Raw genomic sequence first — 18,361 nt, forward strand, 5'->3', positions numbered from 1 at the left:
TGAGGCCATGAGACAGGGCGGACTCCTCTTCAATGCGACACGCGTGGGGCTGCTAGCTGCCCTGCTGGCGGTCTTCCTGCCCGTGACGTTCGCCCATGCAAACACGCGGCTTTGCCGCCAGCTCGAAGCGCAACTTGCCTCCGTGCCGTCGGGTGGCGGTTCCAGCGCCCAGGCCAAACGCTACGATGCCGCGATCGTACGCCAGCAGGAGCAGCTTCAGAAGGCGCGCGACGAAGGCCGCAAGGCCGGCTGCGGCCGCTCGATGTCCGGTTCGGCCGTGGCGTTTTGCGCCAACCTCAATGCCACGATGGAGCGCATGCAGGGCAACCTCGCCGACCTCAAGCGCAAGCGTACCCAGATGGGTGGAGGCGGTACGCGCGAACGCTCACGCATCCTGGCGGCGATCGACGTCAACGGCTGCCGCGCGCCTGAACGACGCCTGCCGCCTGCCGTGGAGGCCGCGCCGCGCCAGGAGATCGTACGCCAGCGCGAAAATCGCGGCCAGATCGTCATAGACGGGCGCACCGGCACGCAGATCGGCCAGCTCACCGGCCGATATCGCACCATGTGCGTGCGCAGTTGCGATGGATATTATTTTCCGATTTCCAATTCGGTGCCGCAGTCCGGCTTCGCCCGCGACCAGCAGGCCTGCGAGTCGATGTGTCCCGGCACGAGGGTGGAGCTGCACTACCATCGCCTGCAGGGCGAGGAATCGGAAGACATGGTGTCGGCCGTCACCGGCCTGCCCTACCGTGAGATGGAAAACGCCTTCCTTTACCGCAAGCAGAATGCCTCCAGCCCGGCGGGTTGCGGCTGCGGCGCATCGGCAGCACCACGCGGCTTCGAGGTCATTGGTGGCGATTATGGCAGTGGCATCGTCGACGACGATCCGGCGCAGGATCAGGACGAACCGCCGCCCATCCCGCAGCCTTCTGGCCGGCCGGATCCAGCGGAAGATCCTGAAACCCTTGCCAGCCGCGAAGGCGGCCTCGACGCGGACACCATCAAGCGGCTTGCCACACCCACCCGCAGCGGCCCGCCGGACCCTGCGATGGGCGACGCCGACAGGCCTGTCAGGGTCGTCGGGCCTCAGTTCCTTCCCGGCCCAGAAGAGGCAATAGATCTGCGAGCTCAGGACCCTGCTCGCGCCCAGTGAGGGCAAGGCGCAGCGGCATGAACAAAGCCTTGCCCTTGCGCCCCGTCAGGTCCTTGAGGCGATCGGTCCAGACCTTCCAGGTCATCCTGTCCCAGGGTTCGGCAGGCAGGTTGTCGAATGCGACGGCGAGAAATTCGCGATCCTCGATCGATATTTCCGCGCGTGGCTCCGGCCCTTCGTGGACGACCTTCCACCATTCGACCGCCTCTCCCAGCCGCTCGAGATTGCCGCGCACCGCGAGCCAGAACGCCTCCGCCCTGTCACCGCCGATGCCCAGTTCTTCAAGCCGGTCCTTGGCATCCTCGAAGGTCATGACATGGATGAGCGCCCGGTTGAGCGTCAGCAGTTCGGCCGGATCGAACTTGGCCGCCGATTTCGACGTCGCAGCCGGATCGAAGCGCGCCGCAAGCTCGTCCATCGACCGCACCGCCGCGACGCTTTCCGCCGTGCCGATGAGGACTGCGAGCGAGGCCACCGCCATCGGTTCGATCCCGTCGTCGGCGAGGCTCTTGATCGAAAGCGCACCGCTGCGTTTCGACAACCCCTCCCCCGAGGCCGTCGTCAGCAGGTTGTGATGGCCGAATGCCGGCGGCTCTGCGGCCAGGGCACGAAACAGCGCAATCTGGGCTCCCGTATTGGTGACATGGTCGTCGCCACGGATCACATGCGTCACGCCCAGCTCGATGTCGTCGACCACCGATGGCAGCGTATAGAGGTAGCTGCCATCCTCCCGCACCAGCACCGGATCGGACATCGAGGCCAGATCGACGGTCTGTGGGCCGCGCACGACATCGTCCCACTGGATTTCTGTGCGTTGCGTGTCGAATGGATCGCTGGCGAAATTCGGCAGCAGGAAGCGCCAGTGCGGCGTGCGGCCTTCCGCCTCCAATGCCTGCCTGTCGGCTTCCGAGAGCTTGAGCGCCTCGCGCCCGTAGACCGGCGGCAGCTTCCGCGAAAGCCGGATCTTGCGGCGGCGATCCAGTTCTTCCGGCGTCTCCCAGCACGGATAGAGCAGCCCGGCGTCCTTCAGCCTGGCAACGGCGGCGTCATAGGTGTCGAACCGCGCCGATTGGTGCACGGTGACGTCCGGCATCACACCCAGCCAGTGCAGGTCCTTCTGGATCTGGTCAGCATATTCCTGCTTCGAGCGCGCCGTGTCGGTATCATCGAAGCGCAGGATGAAACGGCCGTCATGGATCTTTGCATACAGCCAGTTGAACAGCGCGGTGCGCGCATTGCCTATGTGGATATGGCCGGTTGGAGACGGCGCGAAACGAACGGTGACGGTCATGGCTTCCGCGTACCCCATGCCCCGGCCATTGGCAACGGCCCGGCCTCTGCTGCTTCGCGCGCGATCAGACGCTGCGATACGCCAACCAGCACCAGACATATCGCCAGACAATAGATTCCCATCGTCAGGATTTGCGCCGGATAGCTGACGCCGATATCGATCAGGTAGCCGGTCAGGCCGGGCCCGATCGCGGTCGCCAGAACGCCGAAGGCGACCGTCATGGCGCGTATCGCGCCCAGATGCTTCACCCCGTAGATTTCCGGCCACAGGGCGCCAAAGACAGTGTTGGTAAAACCGTAGCTCACCCCAAGCAGGATCATGAAGGCGAACGACGCCCATTGTGCCTCCACCAGCGCCAGCACGATGCAGGCCAGCCCGAGCGGGATCAGGAATGTCGGCAGCACCGCCTTCGCCGAGAACCGATCGACGAGGAAGCCGGCGATGATGGAAAATGTCACCACCGTCGCCGCCATCACGGTGAAAGACGCGGCGAAGAGTTCCAGCGACCAGCCGCGCAGCTCGACGAGATAGATCTGGTGGAAGAAGATGGTGGTGCCGATGAAGCCCGGCGCCAGCACGCCGCTCATCGCGAGATAGAACAACGGATCGCGCATCACCTCGCCGCGGGTCCAGTCGCGTGCCGCGCGGCTGGGACCGGTGGTGTCAGAAGCCTGCGGCTTTCGATCCGCGGCCACGAGCGCCGAAATCGCAGGCATCGCCACCAGCACCAGCATGACCGCTGCCACCAGCCAGGCGTTGCGCCATCCCAGCGCGCCGGCGATGAGGACGAACAGAATGGGAAACGTCGCCTCGCCGGCGTTGACCCCGATCGCCGTCAGCGACGTCGCCTTGCCGCGCTGTCCGACAAACCAGCGGCCGACGGCCGTGAACGCATTCTGGCTCATCATGCCTTGCCCGAACAGGCGCAGCAGGTAGATCGCCAGCAGAAGCAGCGCGACATGGTTTGCAAACGCCATCGAGATGCAGGCGACCGCCAGGATCGGCACGATGATGAACGTCACCTGGCGCGGCGTCTTCCAGTCCACGATCCTGCCCACGAATGGCAGGGATGCCGCACTGGCCAGCGTCGCGACCATGTAGAGCGTGCCGAACTGGCCATGCGACAGGCCGTATTCGGCGCGAATGTCGCCTGCCGACAGCGAGATGAAGAAGGTCTGGCCGAAGGAAGAAAAGTAGGTCAGCAGAAAGCCGCCGGCGAGCCAGCGAAGATTGTCTCGGATGAATGCCAGGAAGGACATCGCACTGCCTGCGGATGCGGCACGCGGCGACCGGTCAGCTCCGGTCGCGGAACCTGTTGGTGATCGGATAGCGGCGGTCGCGGCCGAAGTTCTTTTTGGTGATCTTCACCCCGGGTGCGGCCTGCCGGCGCTTGTATTCGGCGATGTAGAGCAGGTGCTCGATGCGATGCACCGTATCGCGGTCGTGGCCGCGCGCGACGATCGCATCGACCGCCATCTCACCTTCCACCAGGCACTCCAGTATATCGTCGAGCACCGGATAGGGGGGCAGCGAATCCTGATCGGTCTGGTCGGGCCGCAGTTCGGCTGACGGCGCCTTGTCGATGATGTTCTTCGGGATCACTTCACCGGACGGGCCCAGCGCTCCCGGCGGAACGTTGTCGTTGCGCCAGCGCGACAGCCCGTAGACCTGCATCTTGTAGAGGTCCTTGATCGGATTGAAGCCACCATTCATGTCGCCGTAGAGCGTCGCGTAGCCGACTGACATCTCGGACTTGTTGCCGGTGGTCACCACCATCGAGCCGAATTTGTTGGAGATCGCCATCAGGATGGTCCCGCGCGCACGGCTTTGCAGGTTCTCCTCGGTGATGCCTTCCTTCGTCCCCTCGAACATCTGCGCAAGCGCGTTGGAAAAGCCCTCGACCGGCTCGAAGATCGGCACGATGTCGTAGCGCGTGCCCAGCGCCCGGGCACAATCCTCGGCGTCCTTGAGCGAATCCTTCGAGGTGTAGCGATAGGGCATCATCACGCACCGCACCCGTTCTTCGCCGAGCGCGTCGACGGCGAGTGCCGCACAGATCGCCGAATCGATGCCGCCCGAAAGGCCGAGCACCACGTTCTTGAAGCCGTTCTTGTCGACATAGTCGCGCAGGCCGAGCATGCAGGCGCGGTAATCCGCTTCCTCCGCATCCGGGATCTTCGACATCGGACCATCGGTGCAGCGCCAGCCATCGTCTTCCCGCTTCCAGGTCGTGACCACGCACGCGGCCTCGAACTGGCTCATCTGGAAGGCGAGCGACCTGTCGGCATTGATGGCGAAGGACGCACCGTCGAAGATCAGTTCGTCCTGGCCACCGAGCTGGTTGGCGTAGAGCATCGGCAGTCCGCTCTCGATCACCTGCCGGATGACGACCTGCTGGCGCACGTCGACCTTGCCGCGATAGTAGGGCGAACCGTTCGGCACCAGCAGCATCTCGGCGCCGCTTTCGCCGAGCGTTTCGCAAATGCCGAGGTCGCCCCAGATGTCCTCGCAGATCGGAATCCCGAGCCGAACACCTCGAAAACTCACCGGCCCTGGCATGTCAGGACCGGCTTGGAAGACGCGCTTTTCGTCGAATTCGCCGTAGTTCGGCAGGTCGAGCTTGTAGCGTTCGGCGACAACCTTGCCGCCGTCCAGGACCATGATGGAGTTGTGCAATCCGCTCTTGCGCCTCAGCGGTGTTCCCACGACGACACCCGGCCCGCCATCGGCCGTATCGGCGGCGAATTCCTCGATTGCGCGTTCGCAGGCGGCCACGAAGGCCGGCTTCAGAACCAGATCCTCCGGCGGATAGCCCGCGATGAACAGTTCCGTGAACAGGACGAGGTCCGCGCCATGCCTGGCGGCCTCGGCGCGCGCTTCACGGGCCTTGGCGAGATTGCCGGCGATGTCGCCGACGACCGGGTTCAATTGCGCGACCGCAATGCGGAGGATGTCGGGTGCGGAAACTGTCATGACAAAGCGTGTAGCGCGACGCCGCGAATGCGGCAATGGCGTTCGGACGGCGTATCAGTCGCCCATATATTCGCGCAGTTCCTCGGCCGAACGGTTGGGGCCGATCGACATCGAAAGGATGCGCGAGATGTGGACACGCGGCAGGCCGGTCTTGCTGGCCCACGCGTTTATCTGCGCCTGGATCGCCGCGTGGTCCTTCTTCGACGATGGGTTTTCGGCGATCTCCAGCCCGGCGTCGCGCAGCGCGGCGGCCATGTCGGGCGAGACGATATAGGTGTCCCAGCCAAGCCAGCGCAAAAGATACTGCCCGGTGTTGCCACCCAGCCGGCTGCCGTGCTTGGCAAGATGGCTCGTCAGCCCAAGCTGATCGTCGGCTGGCCATTGCGCCAGAAACCTGCCGAAACCGCCATGCTCGTCCGAGACCCGCTCGACGAATGCGGCGTTGTCACGAACCGACCTGATCTTCTGCGGATTGCGCACGATTCGCTTGTCAGAGGTGAGATCATGCCAGAAATCATCCGGCTGGAAGAGCAGCCGCTTGGGCTCGAAACCCAGGAACGCCTCCTCGAAGCCTGGCCATTTCTGCTCGATCACGCTCCACACGAAGCCTGCCGAGAACACACGGTTGGCCATGGTTGAGAGAATGCGATCATCGGGAACCGCCGCCAGCGCGGCGTTGTCGGGCACGGGGCCGAGCAACGATTCGAGGATCTCGTCGCCACCCTTGCGTTCGGCGGCACGTGCGCGGATCTTGTTGAACGATTTCATCGAAGCCCTCACCTCAGCGGGGCAACCTAGCCCGGGTCCGCGCTCCCGCCAATACGCCCGCGAACCCACCTTATCCAAACATGTAGGAATCGAATGCGAAGCAGCCAAACTGCTTCGAAGCGTGGACACGTTCCGCCGATGCACCCTCACCGGCCGCTCCGAAGGCAAAGAACAGTGGCATCAGGTGCTCGTCGGTCGGATGGTTCTCTTCTGAGTACGGCGCAAGCCGCTTCCAATCGAGAACCGCCTCGCGCTCCGTACCCTCCAGCGTCTCGGCGAACCATTGCGTAAACGCGTCGACTTTCTCTGCCGTCACAGGGTCGACCGTTGCTCCGCCGCGCATCAGCGGGAAAATCACCTTCAGATTGTGCGTGATGTGGCCGGAACCTACCAGAAGAACACCCTCGTCGCGCAACGGGGCCAGCGCCTTGCCAACTTGATGGTGCCATTGCGCATCGCGCCTGGGATCGATGGACACCTGCACCACCGGTATGTCTGCCTCAGGAAACGCGAGCTTCAGCGGCGTCCATGTGCCGTGATCGTAGCCGCGCTGCTCTACCCTCGACGGTTCGAGGCCCGCCGCTTCAAGCAAGCCTGCAACCCTTTCGGCCAGTTTCGGCTCGCCCGGAGCAGGATAGACCATTTCATAGAGCTCGCGGGCAAACCCGCCGAAATCGTGGATCATTTCCGGATTGTCGTCGGTCACCACCGCCACGCCGTCGGTCTCGAAATGAGCCGACATGATCACTATCGCCTTCGGCTTCGGCATTCGACCGGGCAGCGTTTCGAGAAAGGTTCTGGCGTCGCTTTCATCGGTGACGATGTTCGGTCCGCCGTGGGAAATGAAGATTGTGGGCATGGGGGCCATCGAGAGTCTCCTTCGCCGGGAAAGATAGCGACTGAGCAGCCGGGAAGGCAGATGGCGGTGCGGCGACGCTTCGTCCACAATAAGTGAACGTCCACGCGAATCACGTTCACTTCATTGGGCCACTGCACCTCAGTGGAACATTACCAAGAATTAATCGACCTGAGCGGGGATTGATGCGCAGCGCCATCGCATTTGCCCTCTGCAATCCCTATTTGGAGGGGCCTCCCTGCCCTGACCTCAAAGTCGAGCCCGCCGATGCAACGCCGCGCCCTCCTTCTCCTTAATAGTAAGGCCAGACGTGGTCGCGAAGCGATAGACCCGGTACTCGCTCGCCTGCGGGCAGGCGGAATCGACGTCACCGTCGAACCGTTCGAGGCGCTACCGGAGATCGCGCGCGACATCGTGAGGCTGCGTCATCTCGCCGATCTGGTGATCGTCTGCGGCGGTGACGGATCAGTGTCGTCATCGGCGATGGCGGTGATGGAAAGCGGCCTGCCGCTCGGCATCATGCCGATGGGGACGGCGAACGACCTCGCCCGCACGCTGGAAATCCCGATGGATCTGCTGCGCGCGGCAGATGTCATCGTCAAAGGCGACGCGCGCCCGATCGACGTCGGGACCGTCAATGGTCATGCGTTCTTCAACGTTGCCAGCATCGGGCTCAGCACCGATCTTGCCAAAGGGCTCGATCCCGACCTGAAGCGCCGCTACGGCCGCCTCGGATACGCGATGGCTGCAATGAAGGTGCTGACGGCGGCACGGCGCTTCACCGCCACCATCATCGACGATGGCCAGTCCACCGAGGTCCTCAGCTACCAGATCGCCGTCGGCAACGGCCGGCACTATGGCGGCGGCAATGTCGTGGAGGCCGACGCCCAGATCGACGACGGTCACCTCGATCTCTACAGCCTCGAGATGGATACCATCTGGAAGCTGGCGCTGATGCTGGGCTCCTTCCGGTCCGGCCGCCACGGCGCCTGGAAGGAGGTCCGTACGGCCAAGGCGGTCGAGTTCGACATCGAGACCAAGCGGCCGATGCCGATCAACACGGATGGCGAGATCGTCACCATGACGCCGGCCCATTTCCGCGTCCATCCAAAGGCGATTTCGGTGTTTGCTCCGGCCTAGCCGCAGTTAGCCGTTCGACGCGGAGAACTGTGGCAGGCCATCCGTGATCTCGTAATAGCCGCCCTTGTCGGCAACGAAGATATGCGCCTCGCCCCTCAGCGCGGAAGGTTGATCGAAAGCCCCTGCCATGATCGAGACATGTTCGGCGCCGTTTCCCTTCCAGAACAATGCCGATCCGCAGGTGGCGCAAAAGCCGCGAAGCGCTTCAGGCGACGCCGCAAACCAGGTGACGTTGTCGGCGCCTTCGATCTGCAGGTCGTCCTTGGCGAGATTGGTCGCGGCATAAAAATGCCCGGTCTGGCGCCGGCATTGCGAGCAATGGCAATACAATACCCCGCGCAGCGCCCCATGGGCGGAGAATCGGACGCCTCCGCAAAGACAGCCTCCGGTGTGGCGCTCTTTCATCATTCCTCGCCTCCCGACATCGTCACCTTGTCGCAGCCAAATGCCGCGCGAGCCATCGCCAAACGCTGAACCGATGGTTCAACACGCTTCATCGCACTCCCGGAAGGCGAATGCAGAAAGGGGCGCGACCGGAATCGCGCCCCTGAACAATCCCGAACCGAACGGTGTCAGCCGTTGGCGACCTTCTTCGGCGCTTCCGCGACCTTGACCTTCTTCAGCAGGTCGGACACCAGGAAAGCGAGTTCCACGGCCTGGTCGGCATTGAGGCGCGGATCGCAATGGGTGTGGTAGCGATCCTGCAGTTCCTCGTCGCGGATCGCGCGCGCGCCGCCGGTGCACTCCGTGACGTTCTTGCCGGTCATCTCGACATGGATGCCGCCGGGGTGCGAACCTTCTGCACGATGCACCTCGAAGAAGGACTGCACTTCCTTGAGGATGTAGTCGAACGGACGCGTCTTGTAGCCCGCCGCCGTGATCGTGTTGCCGTGCATCGGATCGCAGGACCAGACGACCTTGCGGCCTTCCTTCTGCACGGCGCGCACCAGCTTCGGCAGGTGGTCGCCGACCTTCTCCGCACCGAATCGGGCGATGAGCGTCAGGCGGCCGGGCTCGTTCTCCGGGTTCAACAGGTCGATCAGCTGCAGCAGGCCGTCCGGCGTCAGCGACGGACCGCATTTCAATCCAAGCGGGTTCTTGATGCCACGGCAATACTCGATATGCGCATGGTCGGGCTGGCGGGTGCGGTCACCGATCCAGATCATGTGGCCCGACGTCGCGTACCAGTCACCCGAGGTCGAGTCGACGCGGGTCAGCGCCTCCTCGTACCCGAGCAGCAGCGCCTCGTGGCTGGTATAGAAATCGGTTTCGCGCAGCGCCGGATGGCTGTCGGGGGTGATGCCGACGGCGCGCATGAAGTCGATCGTCTCGGAGATGCGCGCTGCAAGGGCCTCGTAGCGCTCGGCTTGCGGGCTGTCGGCAACGAAGCCGAGCATCCACTTGTGCACGTTCTCGAGATTGGCGTAGCCGCCCTGCGCGAAGGCGCGCAGCAGGTTCAGCGTGGCGGCCGACTGGCGATACGCCATCTCCTGGCGAGCCGGGTCCGGAATGCGCGACTTCTCGTCGAAATCGATGCCATTGATGATGTCGCCGCGGTAGCTCGGCAGCGTCACGTCACCCTTGGTCTCGTTGTCGGAAGAACGCGGCTTGGCGAACTGGCCTGCAATGCGTCCCACCTTTACCACGGGCTGCGCCCCGGCATAGGTCAGCACGACGGCCATCTGCAGGAAGACGCGGAAAAAGTCGCGGATGTTGTCCGCGCCATGTTCCGCAAAACTCTCGGCACAATCCCCACCCTGGAGCAGGAAGGACTCGCCGTTGGCGACGCCGGCGAGCTGACGCTTCAGCTTGCGTGCTTCACCTGCAAAAACCAGTGGAGGATAGGTTGCGAGCTGCTTTTCGGCCTCTGCCAGTGCAGCAGCGTCCGGATAGGCCGGAACCTGCTGGATCGGCTTGCTTCTCCAGGAGTTCGGGGACCATTTCGTCGTCATATTCGCACCCATACGTCAAAGGCGGGTTTCAAGACCCGCAAAGACCCGGACTTTCGGGACCGCGGCTCCTTACACCAAGACAGGTCATCACGCCAGCTTCAACGGCGTTGAGCGGCCTACCCGGCCCCCACGAGCGTCACGTAGCGCCGTATCAGCCAGATCGAATGTTCGAATGCGATCGTAACAGCAAAAAGCCGTTCCTGCTCCCCCTTCGAAAGACTCTGGTCCCCGCGCATAAGTTGACGGCGCATGCTGTCCATCATGTCCGACCGATCGGCGGTCATCAGGAGCAGACTCTCCCGCTGGAACGCGTCGCGCGTCTCGAGTTCCTCGCGCATGATCATCAGCACCAGATGCAGGCTCTCCACCATGCTTGCGTAAGCGGGCTCAAGCGCGTCGGCCGAGGCGGTGCCATCGAACGCATCGACCAGCTTTGCGATCTCTACCGCCATCTCGTTCAGCGTGTCCTGACCGGTCCTCATTGCCGTCAGACGCTCCATGGCTTCTCGCGGCGGCGCGGTGTCGATCAGGTCGCTCAGGAAGCGCGAGATTTCCTCGCCGATCGCCGGCACCGCCTGCAGCAGCAGTCGCGGCGGGTTCATGCCCGCGCGCTGCGCCGCGGTGTCCTCCCGCAGCCAGTCGACGGCGTCGCACAGATAGCCGGCAAGGCGCTGCTGTTCCCTTTCGACCAGCAACAGGCCCGTCTCGACCTCGACCTCGCCGCCGGAATGAATGAATCGCGGCTTGGCCAAGCTCTCCTCGAGCGTCTCGGGATAGAGCCGCTCCACGATCCTGAAGACCGGCCCCAGCGCCAGAGACATGATGAGCGCGGAGACGAGCTGATAGATCAGGTAGAGCCAGGCGATCTTCTCGTGCGCGACCGGCGTGATCATATCCAGCAGCATCCGGATCGCTGGCCAGTCCGTCGCCTGACCGACTGCGAACAACGGCACGAGCACGAGCGCGCCAGTACATTTGGTGATCGTCTGCAGCACGGCGATCTGCTTCGATGCGCCCGCCAGGTTCATTGCCATCAGCCAAACCGAGAGGCCCGACCCTACGCCCGCGCCGTAGACGATCATCATCGTCATGTCGAACTCGAACAGGCCGGCTTCCGCCATGGCAACGGCCACCATGGTTACCGTGGCAGAGGATTGCGCGGCGAGCGTGACGACAAGGCCAGCGAGAAAGGCGAGCACGAAGGAGCCGCTCGCATAACCGATCGCGGCGCGGATTTCCTCCACTTCCCTCATCGAGCCCGCGCCGGTGCGGATCAGATCGAGACCGAGGAACAGGAGCCCGACACCGAGAAGGGCGGCAACGACATGACGAAAGCGGTCCGACCGGTCAACCTCGAAATAGTAGAGAAGACCGATGAAGCCGAGCAGCATCAGCACCAGCAGGTGGATGTTCAGCGCGGCAAGCAGCACCAGCAGGCTGGTGCCGACATTGGCCCACACGATGACCGGCAGGATGCGCCGCAGCGGCACCAGCCCTGCCGCCACCGCGTTGATGGAGATGAACGTGACCGCGTTCGTGCTCTGCGTCAGCGCCCCTGCCGCCATTCCGAGCGAAGCGGCCGAAAACGGATTGGCCGTCGCACGGGCCAGCACCTTGCGAAACCGGCGGCCGCCGAGCTGTTTGATGTTGCTACCGATGAGCTTGACGCCAACGAAGAAGAGGCCGAGCCCGGCAAAAATTGCCGCGAAAATATCCATCGGCGTCGCTAACCGGGCACACGTTACAGTTTTATGACCAGGCGGTGCAAAACCAGCGGCTGCTGCCCATCAATCATGTCGACTTTGACGTTTACGTCAACGACACGATCGTCGCTCCGATTTGCCTGACGATCATCGGCCTTGTCTGGATGGCTGCTAGCCGACGCGCTCGCCGTTCTTCACCCGGTAGCTCGGCTGGTACATCGTCACGAGTTCTTCCGACGCCGTCGGATGCACCGCCATCGTCTTGTCGAAATCGTCCTTTGTCAGCCGCGCCTTGACGGCAATTCCCAGGAGCTGCGCCATCTCGCCGGCATCGACACCGAGGATGTGCGCGCCGAGAACCCTGCGACTGGCTGCATCGACGACCAGCTTCATGATCATCTTTTCCTGCCGCCCCGACAGGGTGTGGCGCATCGGGCGGAACTCGGCGCGGTAGATTTCCAGTTCCTCGAACCGGTCGGATGCATCATCCTCCGACAGTCCGACAGTGCCGATCTCCGGCTGAGAGAACACGGCAGTCGCGATCGCATCGAAGTCCGGCGTCGTCGGCTTGTCGCGATAGACCGTATCGATGAAACACATCGCCTCGTGGATCGCCACCGGCGTGAGCTGGACACGATTGGTAACGTCGCCAATCGCGTAGATATTGTCGACGCTGGTGCGCGAATATTCGTCGACGATGATCTCTCCTACAGGCCCGGTCTCCACGCCGGCAGCCTCTAGGCCCAGTCCCTCGGTGTTCGGCGTGCGTCCCACCGCCAGCATCAGCTTGTCGACGGTCAGCGTCCTGTCGTCCGAAAGTGCGATGTCGAGGCGCCCGTCCTGACGCTTGTCCACCGAATGCGCGATCGTGTGAAGCAGTATCTTGATGCCCTTGTCCTCCATCGCCTTGTGCAGCCCGCGGCGCATGTCCATGTCGAACCGGCCAAGGATTTCCTTGCCGCGATAGATCAACGTCGTCTCCACGCCAAGTCCATGGAAGATGTTGGCGAACTCCACCGCGATGTAGCCGCCGCCGGCAATGGCGATCGACTTCGGCAGTTCCTCCAGATGAAACGCCTCGTTGGAGGTGATGGCGTGCTCGCTGCCGGGCAGCGCGGGGTGATTGCTCGGCCTGCCACCGGTGGCGACCAGGATGTGTCGGGCCGTCACGGTCCGGTCCTGCCCGACGATGCGCACCGTGTTCTGGTCCACCAGCACCGCCCGGTCATCGATCATCTGCGCACCGGCGCGCTCCAATCCGCCACGGTAGATGCCTTCCAGGCGGGCGATCTCCCTGTCCTTGTTGGCGATCAGCGTCTTCCAGTCGAAGCCGGCATCGCCAAGGCTCCAGCCGTATCCGGCCGCATCCTCGAAATGCTCGGGAAACTGGGACGCATAGACCAGAAGCTTCTTGGGAACGCAGCCACGGATGACGCAGGTGCCGCCGAAGCGGAATTCTTCCGCGATCGCAACTCGCTTGCCCATCGAGGCTGCGACGCGCCCCGCGCGCACGCCGCCGGAACCGCCGCCGATGACAAAGAGATCATAATCGAATTGCGGCATGGAGGCACTCCGTTGGCATGAGACTGGCCTCACGTAAGCGCGTCGCCGCCAAAAGAAAAGCCCGGCTCGGGCCGGGCTTCGTTTTCATGGCCTGAAGCAGCGATCAGTTTTCGGGCGCCGTGCCTTCGGTGTCGGCGGCGCCGTCCGTGCGTGCGGTGAGTTCCTGGGCAACCTGCTGCGCAAGGTCACGGGCGATGCCGCGCTGCCAGATTTCGGCTGCCTGTATGACTTCGCGCGCGACGATCGGGCCGTCGGCCAGAAGCTTCTTGCCTGTCTCGGAGTTGTAGAACTCCGCGATCTGCGTCAACTGCGGCTCGGTGAAGACGCGCGCATGCGCAATCGCGGCCTCGCGCTCCAGATCCCCGCGCCTGGCCGCCAGCGAAATCGCCGTTGAATCGACAACCTCGACGATCATGCCCTGCATGTCGGGGTTCTTCTGGATCAGTTCGGTCTTGAGCGCCTGCGCCACGCGCGGAAGGATGTTGTCGAAGTCGGTCGTCGCGCCCATCGCGCTGACGGCGGTGCGCGCGGCAGCCAGATGGGTGTCCGAGATATCCTGCGCCATGGATGGCGAGGCCGCTGCGACCAGAAGCGTCGCCGCGGCGGCCAGCGCGAGGCTGCGGGAACGGTTGACCAGATTCATCGTGGGAAACTCCCTGTCTTGTTGGCTTCAGGCGGCGCGAACGGTTCGGGCGCCGCCGGCGTCCGCGATGATCGCCGCGTCCGCCAATCCGAGAAAAAGTCCATGCTCCACGACGCCCGGTATGGCGTGAAGGGCATCCGAAAGCGCTCTTGTATCCGGAATGCGGCCAAAAGATGCGTCGAGGATGAAGTGCCCGCCGTCTGTAACAAACGGCGCCTCGTTCGTCATCCTCAATTCGATCGGTCCCTCCACGCCGATAGCGCTCGCAGCATCGCTGATCGCGAGCCGCGTCGCCTTGAGACCAAAGGGGTTGACCTCGATCGGCAGCGGAAACCGGCCAAGGGTCTCCACCAGCTTCGAAGAATCGGCGATGACGATCATCCGTTGCGAGGCGGCGGCAACGATCTTCTCGCGCAGGAGCGCGCCGCCGCCGCCCTTGATGAGCGAAAGCGCGGGGTCGATTTCGTCGGCGCCATCTACAGTCAGGTCCAGGCGCGGCGTGTCGTCGAGCGTGGACAGTGGCACGCCAAGATCTCGGCACAGTGTTTCGGTTCGCTCGGAGGTCGGCACGCCGATGACCGAAAGCCCCTCGCCCACGCGCACGGCAAGCAGCCTGACGAATTCCTCGGCGGTCGAGCCGGTGCCGATGCCGAGCTTCATGCCGTCGCGCACGTGCGTCAGCGCCTCGCGTGCCGCCTCGATCTTCTGCTGCCTTGCGTCCATCGACCGTCTCCTGCTTTTTGGCCGGTCCTACCAGCTTTGCGCCGCCGGGCAAGAATTTTCAGCGGTCGCTAAACCCTGCCCGCGCTTGTCGCCGGGGTCGCGGCGCGCTATCGGCAGTGCTTCGCAAAACGCATGGAGCGGGAAATGACACGGCCGATCATCGTCTTCGATCTCGACGGCACCCTGGTCGACACTGCGCCCGACCTGTTGTCGAGCCTCAATCACTGCCTTGGCGTCGCCGGGCTTCAAAAGGCGGAGCCGGCCGAGTTGCGCCGCTTCGTCGGCATGGGCGGGCGCATCATGATCGAGCGTGCCTTCGCCGCCCAGAACCGGCCGCTCGACCAGGCAAAGCTCGACGAGCTGCTGCTCACCTTCCTCGATCATTACGGCGGCGCGATACCCGGCGAATCGAAGCCCTACCCCGGCGTGATCGAGGCGCTGGACCGCTTCGAGGCGGCCGGCTACACCGCCGCAGTCTGCACGAACAAGTACGAGAACCTGTCGACGGCCCTGATCCAGGGCCTCGGCCTCGCGCCACGCTTTGCCGCCATCTGCGGGCAGGACACGTTTGCCTTCCGCAAGCCCGACCCGCGCCACCTTACCGAGACAATCCTGAAGGCGGGCGGCAATCGCGACCACGCCATAATGGTCGGCGATTCACAGACCGACATCCACACGGCCAAGGCGGCCGGCATCCCGGTCGTCGCTGTCGATTTCGGCTACACCGACCGCCATGTTCGCGAGTTCGAGCCTTCGCACATCATCTCTCATTTCGACGAATTGACCGTCGAACTGGCCGACACGCTCATCCGCGCATCGGCACGCTGATCCGCCTTGACTTGCCGGGGTGCTCCCCCTTATATCGCCGCACTTTCGCGGTTCGGCACGCCGGGCCAGCGACGGGCGCGTAGCTCAGCGGGAGAGCACACCCTTCACACGGGTGGGGTCACAGGTTCAATCCCTGTCGCGCCCACCATGATTTCAAGAGCTTGCGGATCATGGACTGACATCCTGCACGGAAACCGTACATTTTCTGTGCGGCTTGACGAAGAAAATCCGACCGCATGGCGCTTTTCGGCGCAACCAAGAACCCTTATGGGCGTTTTCCTCGGTGCTGCTACGTCATCGGGCGGCGCGGAAAGGGACACCCATGTACAAGCTGCATTTGCCGGTCACCGTCACTGTCGGTCTGAGCGGTTTTCGCGATCTTTCGACGGTCGAAGATCTGCTGATGTTCCTTGATGAGTGGCCCGCGGCACGGCGCGGGCCGATTCGTGAGGAGGTTCGGCGCCTGTGTCTGGCGGTCTACGCCGGAGAAGCGACCGTTGAAGACGCGCGCGCCGCTTTCGTCGCCTTCGCCCGGATCATGAACGTGCTCGAGCCGACCTTCGACGCCGTTCCGGGATACGACATCGAAGCATCGCAGACGAGCACCCGGCTGGCGTAACGTGATTACGCCGCGCCGCTAGACGCCCGACACCCGCACCGCGTCCACCTTGTCGATTGCCGCTCGCATCTTCGCGTCGCGGCCATAAGTGTCGTTGTAATATTCCACTTCGCCGGCCTGTGTTGGCCAGGCGGTGAAATAGGACACGTAGACCGGCATCTTCTTTGAAAGGTTTTCGCGCGAATGCGGCTGCTCGAGACGCGCCACGATGTCGCTTCTGTCCCAGCCAAGCACGGCGGCCGCCATGGCACGCGGATCTGCCAGCCGCACGCAACCGTTGGATAGCGCCCGATTCTCGCGATCGAAGAGATGCTTGTCGGGTGTGTCATGCATGTAGATCGCATGCCGGTTGGGGAACATGATCTTCATTTCACCAAGCGCGTTGCCACCGCCAGGCTTCTGGCGGACGTCAAACGGGATGTTGGCGCCATACTGCCCCCAGTTCACCGAAGACGAGGACACCGTCTGTCCGCGTGAATTCACGACCTCGAAGCCGTTGCGGTCGAGATAGGACGGGTCAGAGTAGAGTTTCGGCAGATATTTGTTGACCAGGATCGAGCGTGGAACACCCCAATAGGGATGGAACTCGACATATTCGATCTCATCCTGGAAAAAGTAGGTCTGCGTGCCCTGCCCGCCGACCACCGTGCGCATCGACAGCTTCTCCGCGCCGTCTTCGATGTAGGTGGCCTCGAACGCCGGCGTGTTGATGAAGACGTAGCGATCCGTCAGGTCGGACGGCAACCAGCGAAGCCGCTCCATTGCGATCTCGACCTTTTCGATGCGCGCGGCCTTCGAATCGCCTGCGATCGCCTGGATCGTGCGCGGGCCGACGATGCCGTCGTCACCGACACCCGCCGCCGATTGTGCCGCCTTGATCAACGGAACGAGTTCCTGCGAATAGAGCTCCGTGCCGAGGGAGCGCGTCAGCAATTCGCCATGCTCGGCGCGGAAAGCATCGCCCGCCTGCCGTTCGATCAGGGTCAGCAGCTTGGGCAGCTCGGCATTCGTCTCGCCGGGGCGAATAACGGTGTTCGGCTCGACGACGATGTCGTTTTCGGCCGAACGGCGCAGTTCCGCCAGTTCGGCGCGCAGCGCCTTGTAGCGGGGGTTGCCGGGATGCTGGCCTTCCAGGAGCGACGCGATGTCTTCGCTGGCGGCCGCCTCGCCAAGCAGTGCGACACGGTCGAGTGCCTTGGGCTCGAAGTCGTGATAGCCCGAGATCCGGTTGGGATCGACACGGCCGGACCGTGCATCGCGGGCATAGCGCAATATCCGCGCCGACAGCTCCATCTCGAACGCCGCCAGCGCGCGGTCATCGTCCTCGGAAGGCAGCGCGACGGAATAGTCGGCCGGGTTCAGCCCATGCGTTGCCGCGTCCGCGAGGGTCCGGATCGCCGCGCGCGCGGCGTCATTCGGGGCACCGTTGTCGACCCAGACGAAATCGGGGTGCTGCGAGTAATACGCGACGATCGCTTCCGCGGCCTCCTTCTCGGCCACCAGCTCGAAATCCTGCAGCGCGGCGATCTGCGCGTCGGTGAGAGGCTCGGCCGATTGCACTTCCTCGACCGGTGCCGCCGGGTCGGCCGGCACGTCTCCCGTCGCGGTCGCCGTCGGCGCCTCCTCGTCATCAGCCGCCGTATCCTGGGTGGCAGCATCGGGCGAAGCCGTGGTCGCCTCATTGGGCGCTTCGTCGTCTTCTTCGAGAACCGCTTCGACCGCCTCGATCAGTTCCTCATCCTCGCGCGCCACGGCCTGCGTGGAGCCGACAGGCTGGAGATCGACGTTCTCCTGTTCCAGCGCGGCGTGGGCGGGGTCGCGCACGGGCTGGATCGCGGAAAAGTCGACGCGAACCAGCGAGTCGGTCTTGTATGTGTAATAGCTCGGGCCCTTGACGCGGGGCGGCGCGACGGGTTGGGGCGGCGGCGGCGGCGCGACCTGCACGGGTTCCGGACGCCGCGTATTGCCACGAAGCAGGTCCATGAGCGTCTGTGCCGAAGCCTGGGGAACGTTTGCAGCCAATATCGCGATGGCGGTGGTTGCCGAAATTGCCAGGACATTCCTGCGCTTCAACGTCATGCTGTTCCCCTCTCATGGGCCAGTCACCGGCCAAATCGAATGGCGCGACTATAGTGATTTCGTTCCG

16 protein-coding genes and 1 tRNA gene are annotated in these 18,361 nt (G+C 63.7%); 5 read left to right on the forward strand and 12 right to left on the reverse strand.

The window, feature by feature from the left end:
- The first annotated feature begins 7 nt into the window (after positions 1 to 7).
- Positions 8 to 1,156 carry a DUF2865 domain-containing protein gene (locus AAFN84_RS13945; RefSeq protein WP_347515214.1) on the forward strand — a complete coding sequence of 383 codons (1,149 nt, stop codon included), beginning with the start codon at positions 8 to 10 and terminating at the stop codon, positions 1,154 to 1,156.
- Here AAFN84_RS13945 and gltX read toward each other — a convergent pair.
- The 5 genes from gltX to AAFN84_RS13970 all read right to left on the reverse strand — a co-directional run bounded on the left by gltX (position 1,074) and on the right by AAFN84_RS13970 (position 7,056).
- A complete protein-coding gene (gene gltX, locus AAFN84_RS13950) occupies positions 1,074 to 2,447 on the reverse strand; it encodes a glutamate--tRNA ligase (RefSeq protein ID WP_347515215.1) in 1,374 nt (457 codons plus the stop codon). The two genes, AAFN84_RS13945 and gltX, sit on opposite strands and share 83 nt — an antisense overlap.
- A complete protein-coding gene (locus AAFN84_RS13955) occupies positions 2,444 to 3,706 on the reverse strand; it encodes an MFS transporter (protein WP_347515216.1) in 1,263 nt (420 codons plus the stop codon). Before AAFN84_RS13955 ends, gltX begins: the two co-directional genes overlap by 4 nt.
- A gap of 34 nt (positions 3,707 to 3,740) precedes the next feature.
- Positions 3,741 to 5,420 carry an NAD+ synthase gene (locus AAFN84_RS13960; protein ID WP_347515217.1) on the reverse strand — a complete coding sequence of 560 codons (1,680 nt, stop codon included), beginning with the start codon at positions 5,418 to 5,420 and terminating at the stop codon, positions 3,741 to 3,743.
- 54 nt (positions 5,421 to 5,474) lie between these two features.
- Complete coding sequence (locus tag AAFN84_RS13965) at positions 5,475 to 6,188, reverse strand: DNA-3-methyladenine glycosylase I (protein WP_347515218.1); 714 nt, start codon at positions 6,186 to 6,188, stop codon at positions 5,475 to 5,477.
- A gap of 70 nt (positions 6,189 to 6,258) precedes the next feature.
- A complete protein-coding gene (locus tag AAFN84_RS13970; RefSeq protein WP_347515219.1) occupies positions 6,259 to 7,056 on the reverse strand; it encodes a class III extradiol ring-cleavage dioxygenase in 798 nt (265 codons plus the stop codon).
- Between the two features lie 255 nt (positions 7,057 to 7,311).
- On the opposite strand from AAFN84_RS13970, the gene AAFN84_RS13975 reads away from it, so the two are divergent.
- The gene (locus tag AAFN84_RS13975; RefSeq protein WP_347515220.1) at positions 7,312 to 8,184 is read left to right on the forward strand and encodes a lipid kinase; all 873 of its coding nucleotides are present in this window, start codon (positions 7,312 to 7,314) and stop codon (positions 8,182 to 8,184) included.
- A 6-nt stretch (positions 8,185 to 8,190) separates the two neighbouring features.
- On the opposite strand, the gene AAFN84_RS13980 is transcribed toward AAFN84_RS13975, so the two are convergent.
- The 6 genes from AAFN84_RS13980 to rpiA form a co-directional block, all read right to left on the reverse strand.
- The gene (locus tag AAFN84_RS13980; protein ID WP_347515706.1) at positions 8,191 to 8,589 is read right to left on the reverse strand and encodes a GFA family protein; all 399 of its coding nucleotides are present in this window, start codon (positions 8,587 to 8,589) and stop codon (positions 8,191 to 8,193) included.
- Positions 8,590 to 8,756: 167 nt separating this feature from the next.
- Positions 8,757 to 10,136 (reverse strand): 3-deoxy-7-phosphoheptulonate synthase class II, encoded by a 1,380-nt coding sequence (locus AAFN84_RS13985; RefSeq protein WP_347515221.1) that lies wholly within the window; start codon positions 10,134 to 10,136, stop codon positions 8,757 to 8,759.
- Between the two features lie 116 nt (positions 10,137 to 10,252).
- A complete protein-coding gene (locus AAFN84_RS13990) occupies positions 10,253 to 11,854 on the reverse strand; it encodes a Na/Pi symporter (RefSeq protein ID WP_347515222.1) in 1,602 nt (533 codons plus the stop codon).
- A gap of 156 nt (positions 11,855 to 12,010) precedes the next feature.
- Entirely contained in the window at positions 12,011 to 13,402 is a 1,392-nt protein-coding gene (gor, locus tag AAFN84_RS13995) for a glutathione-disulfide reductase (RefSeq protein WP_347515223.1), read from the reverse strand.
- A gap of 103 nt (positions 13,403 to 13,505) precedes the next feature.
- Positions 13,506 to 14,045: a DUF2059 domain-containing protein gene (locus AAFN84_RS14000; protein ID WP_347515224.1), complete on the reverse strand. Its 540-nt coding sequence runs from the start codon at positions 14,043 to 14,045 to the stop codon at positions 13,506 to 13,508.
- A 27-nt stretch (positions 14,046 to 14,072) separates the two neighbouring features.
- Entirely contained in the window at positions 14,073 to 14,768 is a 696-nt protein-coding gene (gene rpiA / locus AAFN84_RS14005; protein WP_347515225.1) for a ribose-5-phosphate isomerase RpiA, read from the reverse strand.
- Positions 14,769 to 14,912: 144 nt separating this feature from the next.
- On the opposite strand from rpiA, the gene AAFN84_RS14010 reads away from it, so the two are divergent.
- The 3 genes from AAFN84_RS14010 to AAFN84_RS14020 all read left to right on the forward strand — a co-directional run bounded on the left by AAFN84_RS14010 (position 14,913) and on the right by AAFN84_RS14020 (position 16,215).
- A complete protein-coding gene (locus tag AAFN84_RS14010; RefSeq protein ID WP_347515226.1) occupies positions 14,913 to 15,596 on the forward strand; it encodes a phosphoglycolate phosphatase in 684 nt (227 codons plus the stop codon).
- Between the two features lie 73 nt (positions 15,597 to 15,669).
- Positions 15,670 to 15,744: transfer RNA gene (locus tag AAFN84_RS14015), tRNA-Val, on the forward strand.
- 66 nt (positions 15,745 to 15,810) lie between these two features.
- The gene (locus tag AAFN84_RS14020; protein ID WP_347515227.1) at positions 15,811 to 16,215 is read left to right on the forward strand and encodes a DUF982 domain-containing protein; all 405 of its coding nucleotides are present in this window, start codon (positions 15,811 to 15,813) and stop codon (positions 16,213 to 16,215) included.
- Positions 16,216 to 16,233: 18 nt separating this feature from the next.
- Here the strand turns inward: AAFN84_RS14020 and AAFN84_RS14025 are convergent, their stop codons facing one another.
- Positions 16,234 to 18,294, reverse strand: coding sequence for a L,D-transpeptidase family protein (locus AAFN84_RS14025; protein ID WP_347515228.1), 2,061 nt, complete (start codon positions 18,292 to 18,294; stop codon positions 16,234 to 16,236).
- Positions 18,295 to 18,361 lie beyond the last annotated feature (67 nt).

Origin of the sequence: Mesorhizobium sp. CAU 1741 (genome assembly GCF_039839275.1) — a bacterium.
In the GTDB taxonomy this organism is placed as follows: Bacteria; Pseudomonadota; Alphaproteobacteria; order Rhizobiales; family Rhizobiaceae; genus Aerobium.